The sequence below is a fragment of the Wohlfahrtiimonas larvae genome (assembly GCF_002006755.1).
Lineage (GTDB): Bacteria > Pseudomonadota > Gammaproteobacteria > Cardiobacteriales > Wohlfahrtiimonadaceae > Wohlfahrtiimonas > Wohlfahrtiimonas larvae.
Genome location: NZ_MVDO01000094.1, coordinates 1 through 9,128, shown reverse-complemented (window position 1 = coordinate 9,128; position 9,128 = coordinate 1). Strand labels below are relative to the sequence as shown.

Genomic DNA, 9,128 nt, shown 5'->3' with positions numbered 1-9,128 from the left:
CTCTTTAGGGCAAGGGAAGGGCTTTAAGCCATCTTTTTGACGAATGGATTTGAGTTGATCACGACGCTCTGTCAAAATTTTATGAGGATAAGCCTGATGGCCAACATCCCAAACTATGTCATCATTCGGCGCATCAAAAACATAGTGTAATGCAACAGTGAGTTCAATCACACCTAAACCAGATGCAAAGTGCCCACCACTTTCCAACACGCTTTGAATTAAAAATTGGCGCAATTCATGCGCAAGTTGTTGTAATTCTTGGGTGGATAGACGTTTTAAGTCCTGTGGGGTTTGGATTTGGGTTAAGAGTGACATGTTAATTCTGCCTTTCGATCACATAAAGCGTTAAAGCTTTTAAAGGATCTGCATGAGTTTGAAACGGTGTTAATAGTGCTAAAGCTTCTGTATTGAGTTTTTGCATATATTCTTGCGCAGTTTCAATACCTAACAAATTAACGTAGGTGGCTTTTTCTTGTTCAGCATCTTTGCCGGCACTTTTACCCAATATTTCAGAAGAGCTGGTGGCATCTAAAATATCATCCTGGATTTGGAACATAAGCCCAACTTTCTGTGCAAATGTTGACAAAGATTGTAAAGATTCTTGGGATTGATTAGGTCCTGCAATGTAGCCCATCATAATGCTTGCTTTGATTAATGCGCCTGTTTTATTGTTGTGGATTTCTTCTAATTCTTCTAGTGTTACAGGTTTTTGTTCTGCGTGCATATCCAAAAATTGGCCTTTGATCATACCAAGTGCGCCTGATGCTGTGCTTAGTATTTTTAATAGTTCAACTTTAGTTTCAGCTGTGAAGTTATGATTATGCGCCAATAGTGCAAAAGCTTCCGTTAATAATGCATCACCGACTAAAATAGCGGTCGCTTCATCATAAGCTTTATGGTTGCTGGGTTTGCCGCGGCGAAAATCATCATCATCCATAGCAGGAAGATCATCATGCACCAATGAATAGCAGTGGATCATTTCTATAGCAGCTGCGATTGGCAACAATGTTTGGTTATTGGCACCGCTTAGTTGCCCGCCTGCAAAGGTGAGCAATGGGCGAATACGTTTTCCACCATCTAACACGCTGTATTCCATCGCTTCTTTTAATAATGGGACAGTGGGGAGTTTATCTAAATATTTTGCTAAGTAGCACTCAAATTCTTCTCTAAATTGAAACATAATGGATACCTAATTGAAGCTTAAAATGGGATGTCATCATTATCAAAATCATCTGTAAGTGGCGTGGTGATTTTTGATTGTGTAATTTCTTCAATTTTTTTTGCGGTGTGGTCTAAAATATTACGGCAATCATGAATGAGCTGAGTGCCATCAGTGAATAGTTTTAATGATGCCTCAAGCGTCAATTCGCCAGATTCTAGCTGTTCTATGATTGTATCAATTGAGTTTAATTTGTCTTCAATTGTTTCACTCGTATTTTTGCTTTTAGCCACAATAATCCTCGGTATTTTTTAAACTGTAATAACTGCGTCAAACACTGCAATTTTACTCAAATGAAGTATATAATACTAGCTCTTTGTCTTTTTGGGGCAGAAAAAGCAACTCATGTCATAATAATTGAATGAGATTAAATTTAGGGACTTAAGGTGGTTGGGTGAAAAAAAAAGTTATCGCTTTGGCAATATTGACCTTTAATTTATTGACATTTCAGTCAATAACCAATGTTGCATTGAGTCAAGCATTACCACTGAATACGATTTTGTCAGATGGATTAGGGGCGAAAAATAATGATAAAAAGATATATGAGCTACCAGATCCTCTAAAATTAGTAACCACTTGGTGGAATTATTTTTCTACAAAATCAGGTGAAGAATTAAAGCAAGGTATTGCTCAATTTGTCGGAAGAGTTAATGAGCAAATTAGCCATTTACCGATTGAAGAGCAAAAAAAATACCAGCCTGTATTAAGTCAAATATCTGCTAACTTAATGGCTTATGAAACACTTGTTAGTAAGAAAAAAGCTGTACCAACAGCCGCTAAATTAGCAATTGCTGAAAAATATACAGTGAAACAGCTGATTGATTTAATACATCAAGAGCGGGATCTTCAAGGCAATGCACAGCGAATTCTTTTGGAAATTAGTGAATATGATAAACAGTTGAGGAATTTAGATCGTCAATTGAATACAAATCTTGCACGCTATTTGGATATGCTCAGTGCTGATAGTGATCGTTTTGGCGAAGGTTTAAGTATCATCTTAATACAAACAGATTCTGTTTTAATAGATGAGCGCAATAAAACCATGAAGGATGAACTGAATAATATTAATATCAGATTAGATGATGTTAAAACAGCGATTAGCGTTGCTGTTAATGTTATTTCAACTTCTGATGATGAAATTAAACAGTTACAAGGCGCAATTGCACAATCTGAACAGCGTGTTCAAGAGATTACTGCAAAATTATATCGTGAGCAGCAACTGGTTGCATCATTAGATTCTACAGGGACGAAGGAAGATGCTGCAGTTGCGCGGTATCGTGAGCTAAGATTGTTAAATACACAGGTACACTTGGCCGCAGCACAAGCACAAATTATTTTTTATAAAATGCAATTGAATTTATTGCAATTATTGCATGATCCTGAAGCTGATAATGAAAGTATACTAAAGAATGTACGCCGTTATGATGTTGAGCTTGAAGAATTAAAAGCCAAGGCAATAGGGCGTACAGAGCAAAATGAGATTGAACGTATTCGTTCGACGGAATTGTTAGCAGATACATCTAGTGAAGGTGAGCAATCATTATTTTTACGAAATATTATTCAAGATCGCTCTAATTTAATTCAGGACACAGCCATTAATTTACAACGCTTAAATGTTCTATTAGACGATAGTAGCTATATTTCTAAGTTATCTAAAGAAAAAATTCTCGCATTAAGTGGTGGGTGGCGTAATACTTATTATCAAGGACGATTATTTTTAAGTGATTCTTGGCGTTTTATTAAAAACTCTACATCAACGGCTTTGTTTAAGGTGGGTGATACGCCTGTGACGGCAAGTGGTTTAGTCCGTTTTGTCGTTGTATTATTCCTTGCTTGGTGGGCCGCTTTTTGGATGAATAAATTATTAGTCCGAATCGGCAATCGTAATGGTGGAGAAAAACTGCCTGCTTACTACTTGACAGGGCGATTGACTTATTACTCTGTGATTGCGATAGGATTTTTAGGCGGTTTAACCATCATTGGTATTGACTTTACAAATTTTGCATTGGTTGCGGGTGCCTTAGCAATTGGTTTAGGTTTTGGCTTGCAATCTATTTTAAGTAATTTCGTTTCTGGCTTGATTATTCTATTTGAGCGATCATTGAAAGTGGGTGATTTTATTGAACTACAAGAGCGAAATTTACGTGGTGAAGTGCGCGCGATTAATGTGCGTGCAACCATTATTGCAGATAATGATAATATTGAAATCGTGATTCCTAATTCTGAATTAATCAATACAAAAATGTTGAACTGGACATTAACGGAGCCGCATCGTCGTATTCGTTATCCATTTAAAGTTGCTTATGGTGTAGAAAAAGAATTAGTAAGAGAAGTGGTATTAAAAGCCGTTGAGGATGTGCCACACACTTTAAAAGGTATTCCTGGTCGAAATCCATCTGTATGGCTAAATGGTTTTGGTGAATATTATTATGAGTTTGAATTGGTAGTTTGGTTGACAGCACGAGCAGTGAAAAGACCGAATGCTGTGCATGCTGCTTATATGTGGGCGATTGATACAGCATTGCGTTCAAATAATATTGAGATTCCTGTGCCACAAAGTGAATTGCGCTTCAGAGAAAACAGTGCAATGGCAATTAAGCCATATGAAGATGATGAGTTTGAGAAGAGTTTTAAAGATGATATTCGTGAAGCGCAATTATCATTATATAAAAAAAGTGATTAAATGATTATGAACTCGCTATAATGTCATCAATTTTTTAGGGTAAAACAAAATTATGTCAAAAGTATTAACATTTCAGGAAATGATCCTAAGACTGCAAACTTTTTGGGCAGAACAAGGATGTGTTTTATTACAGCCATACGATATGGAAGTGGGCGCAGGTACGTTCCATTCTGCAACTTTCTTACGTTCATTAGGGCCAGAGCCATGGGCTTCTGCTTATGTTCAACCATCGCGCCGCCCAACAGATGGTCGTTATGGTGAAAATCCTAACCGTTTACAACATTATTATCAGTTCCAAGTTGTAGTGAAACCATCACCAGAGAATTTCCAAGAATTATATTTGGAATCATTGAATGTATTGGGTATCAATACAAAAGTGCATGATGTACGATTTGTGGAAGATAACTGGGAATCACCAACGTTGGGTGCTTGGGGTTTAGGTTGGGAAGTTTGGTTGAACGGCATGGAAGTAACACAGTTCACATATTTCCAACAAGTGGGTGGTTTAGAATGTAAGCCTGTGATGGGTGAAATCACTTATGGTTTAGAGCGTTTAGCAATGTACTTACAAAATGTTGAAAGTGTTTATGATTTAGTTTGGTCAGAAACTCCGTTCGGCACTGTAACTTATGGCGATGTTTTCCATCAAAATGAAGTAGAACAATCAACCTTTAACTTTGAACATGCTGATGTAGATTTCTTATTGCAACAATTCAACTTCTTTGAGAAAGAAGCTAAGCGTTTAATTGAAGCTAAATTAGCATTGCCTGCATATGAAATGGTTTTGAAAGCATCACATACATTTAACTTATTGGATGCACGTAAAGCGATCTCTGTGACAGAACGTCAATCATATATCTTACGTGTACGTGAGTTGGCTAAATCTGTGGCTGAAGCTTATTATGCAAGTCGTGAAGCATTGGGCTTCCCAATGTTAAAAGAGCAATAATTTAAGATTCTTGCAAATATAATGTGAATAAACAAAAAGCCAATTTTATTATGAAATTGGCTTTTTTAATCGCGTAGCACTCTATCAAACTAAGGTTTTATAGTACTCCATCGTAACTATTTTATTGTTGTATAACATGATTATCATAACCCACAACGCATCATGTGAATTTCATTTTCAATAGCTATTTACATAATCTTATGGCTATGTATACTCGAAAGAGTGCAACATCCGCGACAAAATCGCATCAATCAGCACATTACCCAAAGTTTGTACAAAAATGATTAGTTTATTTATTCAATATTGATTGAAGGCTGTTTTATGCGTTGGTTAAATTTATTCTCTGAGTTCATTGGCAAAACTTTTGCGCTTTGGACATTATTGTTTGCTTTGTTGGGTTTCTTTATCCCATCATTATTCAATTCTTTGGGTTGGCTCATTACTTACTTTCTTGGCATTATCATGTTTGGAATGGGTTTAACGCTCACTTTGGAAGATTTTTCTCAAGTGGCGAAAAAACCTTGGCAAGTATTGTTGGGTGTGGGTGCTCAGTTTGTGATTATGCCTTTATTGGCAGTGGCTTTGGTGAAGATTTTTAACATCGACCCACTGTTGGCTTTAGGTGTTGTTTTAGTGGGTTCTTGCCCGGGCGGTACATCTAGCAATGTCATTACCTATTTATCTCGTGGTGATGTTGCATTAAGCGTAACGATTACAAGTATTACAACATTATTAGCACCATTGATGACGCCATTATTATTAAAATTATTAGCATCAGAAAGTATTAATGTTTCTTTCTATGCAATGATGATGTCAATTGTACAGTTTGTTATTGTACCAATTGTATTAGGTTTGGCGGTTCGTATGGCTCTACGTTCAAATGTTAAATATGTAATGCCAGTATTACCGATAGTTTCTGTATTTGGTATTGTGATGATTGTGGCAATTGTTGTTGCATTGAATCAGGTACGTTTGAAGGAAACAGGGCTAATCATCATTGCGATTGTGATGTTGCATAATACTTTTGGGTATTTAGTGGGGTATATTATTGCGAGAATTATGGGGTTGGGATTAGCGCAACGTAAAGCGATAGCCATCGAAGTAGGTATGCAAAATAGTGGCTTGGGTGCGGCATTAGCCAATAAACATTTTGATCCGATTGTGGCTGTGCCGAGTGCAATTTTTAGTGTGTGGCATAATATTAGCGGGGCGATTTTGGCGAATATTTTTGCAAAAATGACCGATAAGAAATCTACCCAATAAATAGTAAAAAGCAAATTTTTGCTTAAAAAATGTAGGATTATTTGTTATAATTGACAAGATTAACATATCAATATGGAAAAAAAGATGTCAAGAATAATGTGCTTAATCTTGACGCAAACCATTTTTTTTTATACAATCACGTCCTTTTTATGGACTGTTATTTCTTGTTGACTTGTTCAACGTGATAGCAAAAGAATTCAGATTCACTTAACTATTTGGAGCATTACACATGTATGCTGTAATCAAAACAGGCGGTAAACAATACCGTGTAGCTGAAGGTCAAATCCTTCGCATTGAGAAATTGGAAGGCGCTGCTGAAGGTTCTAACGTAGAATTTGCAGAAGTATTGTTAGTAGGTAAAGACGGTTCTACAACTGTTGGTACACCACTTGTTGCAAATGCTAAAGTAGTTGCAGAAGTATTGAAGCAAGGTCGTGGACGTAAGATCGAAATCATCAAGTTCCGTCGTCGTAAGCATTCTCGCAAGCACGCTGGACATCGTCAACACTTTACTGAAGTTAAAATTTCTAGCATCTCTGCATAATTGCGAGATTCCTAGACGTATAAGAGGATTTAAACATGGCACAGAAGAAAGGCGTCGGCTCCAGCCGTAACGGTCGCGATTCCGAAAGTAAACGCTTAGGTGTTAAGCGTTTTGGCGGTGAATTAGTTCCAGCGGGTTCTATCATCGTTCGTCAACGTGGTACTCGTTTTCATGCAGGTACTAACGTAGGTTTGGGTAAAGATCACACTTTATTTGCTAAGGTTGATGGTCATGTTGTTTTTGAAGTTAAAGGACAACAAAACCGTAAGTTTGTAAGCATTCAACCAGTTGCTTAATAAATATTAGTTGTGTTAAAAGCCCCTTTTATTGGGGCTTTTATTGTTTATGCTGTCAGATTAAGGAGGGCAGATGAAATTCGTTGATGAGGTGATCATTACAGTTGAAGCGGGTAATGGTGGTGATGGATGTTTAAGTTTTCGTCGCGAGAAGTTCATCCCTTTCGGTGGACCTGATGGCGGTGATGGTGGTGATGGTGGTAGTATTTTTCTACAGGCATCTGATACAGTTAATACATTAGTTGATTTTCGTTTTGCCAAAAAATTTAAAGCAAAACGTGGTGAAAATGGTCGTGGTGCAAACTGTACTGGGGCAGCAGGTGAAGATTTAATTTTAGTGGTGCCATTAGGTACACAAGTGCACGATGCAGATACAAATGAATTCATTTGTGACTTAACTGAAGATGGTCAAATGGCTAAGGTTGCTCAAGGTGGTTTCCATGGTTTGGGTAATACGCGCTTTAAATCGTCTACTAACCGTGCACCAAGACAAACTAAGCCAGGTACGCCAGGAGAAGAACGCCGTTTGCGTTTGGAATTGAAAGTATTGGCTGATGTTGGTTTGTTGGGTTTACCGAATGCAGGTAAATCAACATTGATTCGTGCAGTATCAGCAGCCCGTCCAAAAGTTGCAGATTATCCATTTACAACATTGCACCCTAATTTAGGCGTTGTGAGTGTAGGGCCTTTGGATAGCTTTGTGATGGCAGATATTCCAGGGTTAATCGAAGGTGCTGCGGAAGGGGCTGGTTTGGGGCATAAATTCTTGCGCCACTTGTCTCGTACATCGATCATGTTGCATTTGGTTGATATGTCACCATACAGTGATTCACAAGATCCTGTTGAAGATTTCCGTGTGATCACGAATGAATTGCAACAGTATGATGAAGAGATGGCGAAGAAAGATCGTTGGTTAGTTTTGAATAAATTGGATTTGATTCCTGAAGATGAACGCGAAGAGCGCATCGCTGATTTCTTAAAAGAAATTCAGTGGGAAGGACCATGTTTTCAAATTTCTGCAATCTCTGGCGATAATACAAAGCCATTAACGAGTGCAATTATGGATTATATTAATGCCGAGAAAGCGGCATTAAAGGCAGAAGAAACACCTGTTGCAATTGAAGTTGCAATTATGGATTAGTTTTTTTAATTAGCTGAGCTTTTGATTAAGGGCCGGATTCGATGATTTATCGGATTCGGCTTTTTTATTGACAAATTTGTAGGATTATTTTGATCTTTATTAAGTACCTTTAGTGTCAGTGGATTTATAATCATATTTTAATTTTATATATTTAATTAATTATATAAGAAATGTTAATTTTTATTGATTAATGATATGTTGTTGTATTTATTGTTCGGTGATTTGATATTTTTATTAATATGCTTAATAATATATTTCTATCAATAATTTAATTCAATAAAATTTTTAAAAAATAAAGCATATATTTAAACCTACTAAGTGAATGATGGGTTGATGCAATAGTAGCATTAAGTATATGTTTTGAAATATTTATACAATAATTTAGATTGACTAGAGAGATATATAATAATGAAAGCACCTAGATACATTATTTGCACAGGCCTAATTTTTTCATTGAGTACTCCTTTCGCGTTAGGATTGGTGACGGAAGAAGGAGAGATTATTAATATTCAAAATAGGATGATTGATTTACCTGTTGCTGGTAACTATACCAAAGTTGATAGAATCACTACTCTGGGTGTTGGTAAATCGAATTCTTTTCTAGATATTGGCATTGAGAGAAATAATTCTGTTGCTGTATATACAATACGAGGTTCTCTGACTGATTCTATTATTCGAGAATATGCCCATGGTAAGGACAATGTAAAGGCTGGCGTGGTTTCGATTAATACTGACGGTGGTGTTGCATCGGCGACGGCAAGTAGATTGGCAATATATGGTGAGTTAGAGATAGAAGGGGAGTCTATATTATCTGATTCAATTGTTTTAGGCACCGTACGTTCTGCACAGAATACAAGTAGTGTAAGTAAGAAAGGAATTTCTCAGCTGACAGGTTTAACTGTGGGTAGAAAAGTTGCAGGCACAGGTGTTGATCATGCAGTTAGAGAAGGGACAGTCATTGTATCAGATAAAGCTCATATATCGAATACTACCATCTTGAATGGTACAGTTACTCTACGCACAGATAATAATA

General features: G+C 36.9%; 10 protein-coding genes. 7 read left to right on the top strand and 3 right to left on the bottom strand.

What is annotated here, in order from left to right; translation table 11 throughout:
• The 3 genes from BZK14_RS05880 to xseB form a co-directional block, all read right to left on the bottom strand.
• The coding region (locus BZK14_RS05880; RefSeq protein ID WP_281249087.1) for a 1-deoxy-D-xylulose-5-phosphate synthase N-terminal domain-containing protein at positions 1-315 on the bottom strand (315 nt) is incomplete at its 3' end.
• 1 nt (position 316) lies between these two features.
• Complete coding sequence (locus BZK14_RS05875) at positions 317-1,180, bottom strand: polyprenyl synthetase family protein (protein ID WP_077925626.1); 864 nt, start codon at positions 1,178-1,180, stop codon at positions 317-319.
• 20 nt (positions 1,181-1,200) lie between these two features.
• Entirely contained in the window at positions 1,201-1,452 is a 252-nt protein-coding gene (xseB, locus tag BZK14_RS05870; RefSeq protein WP_077925625.1) for an exodeoxyribonuclease VII small subunit, read from the bottom strand.
• A gap of 161 nt (positions 1,453-1,613) precedes the next feature.
• Here xseB and BZK14_RS05865 point away from each other — a divergent pair, with 161 nt between their 5' ends.
• The 7 genes from BZK14_RS05865 to BZK14_RS05835 form a co-directional block, all read left to right on the top strand.
• A complete protein-coding gene (locus BZK14_RS05865) occupies positions 1,614-3,902 on the top strand; it encodes a mechanosensitive ion channel domain-containing protein (protein ID WP_077925624.1) in 2,289 nt (762 codons plus the stop codon).
• Between the two features lie 52 nt (positions 3,903-3,954).
• On the top strand, positions 3,955-4,851 hold the full coding sequence (gene glyQ, locus BZK14_RS05860) for a glycine--tRNA ligase subunit alpha (protein WP_077925623.1): 897 nt from the start codon (positions 3,955-3,957) through the stop codon (positions 4,849-4,851).
• A gap of 321 nt (positions 4,852-5,172) precedes the next feature.
• The gene (locus BZK14_RS05855; protein ID WP_077925622.1) at positions 5,173-6,114 is read left to right on the top strand and encodes a bile acid:sodium symporter family protein; all 942 of its coding nucleotides are present in this window, start codon (positions 5,173-5,175) and stop codon (positions 6,112-6,114) included.
• A 229-nt stretch (positions 6,115-6,343) separates the two neighbouring features.
• On the top strand, positions 6,344-6,658 hold the full coding sequence (gene rplU, locus BZK14_RS05850; protein ID WP_077925621.1) for a 50S ribosomal protein L21: 315 nt from the start codon (positions 6,344-6,346) through the stop codon (positions 6,656-6,658).
• A 35-nt stretch (positions 6,659-6,693) separates the two neighbouring features.
• The gene (gene rpmA / locus BZK14_RS05845; RefSeq protein WP_077925620.1) at positions 6,694-6,954 is read left to right on the top strand and encodes a 50S ribosomal protein L27; all 261 of its coding nucleotides are present in this window, start codon (positions 6,694-6,696) and stop codon (positions 6,952-6,954) included.
• A gap of 73 nt (positions 6,955-7,027) precedes the next feature.
• The gene (gene cgtA, locus BZK14_RS05840) at positions 7,028-8,095 is read left to right on the top strand and encodes an Obg family GTPase CgtA (RefSeq protein ID WP_077925619.1); all 1,068 of its coding nucleotides are present in this window, start codon (positions 7,028-7,030) and stop codon (positions 8,093-8,095) included.
• A gap of 408 nt (positions 8,096-8,503) precedes the next feature.
• Positions 8,504-9,128, top strand: a 625-nt coding sequence (locus BZK14_RS05835) for a hypothetical protein (protein ID WP_143691373.1), incomplete at its 3' end; no start/stop codon positions are given.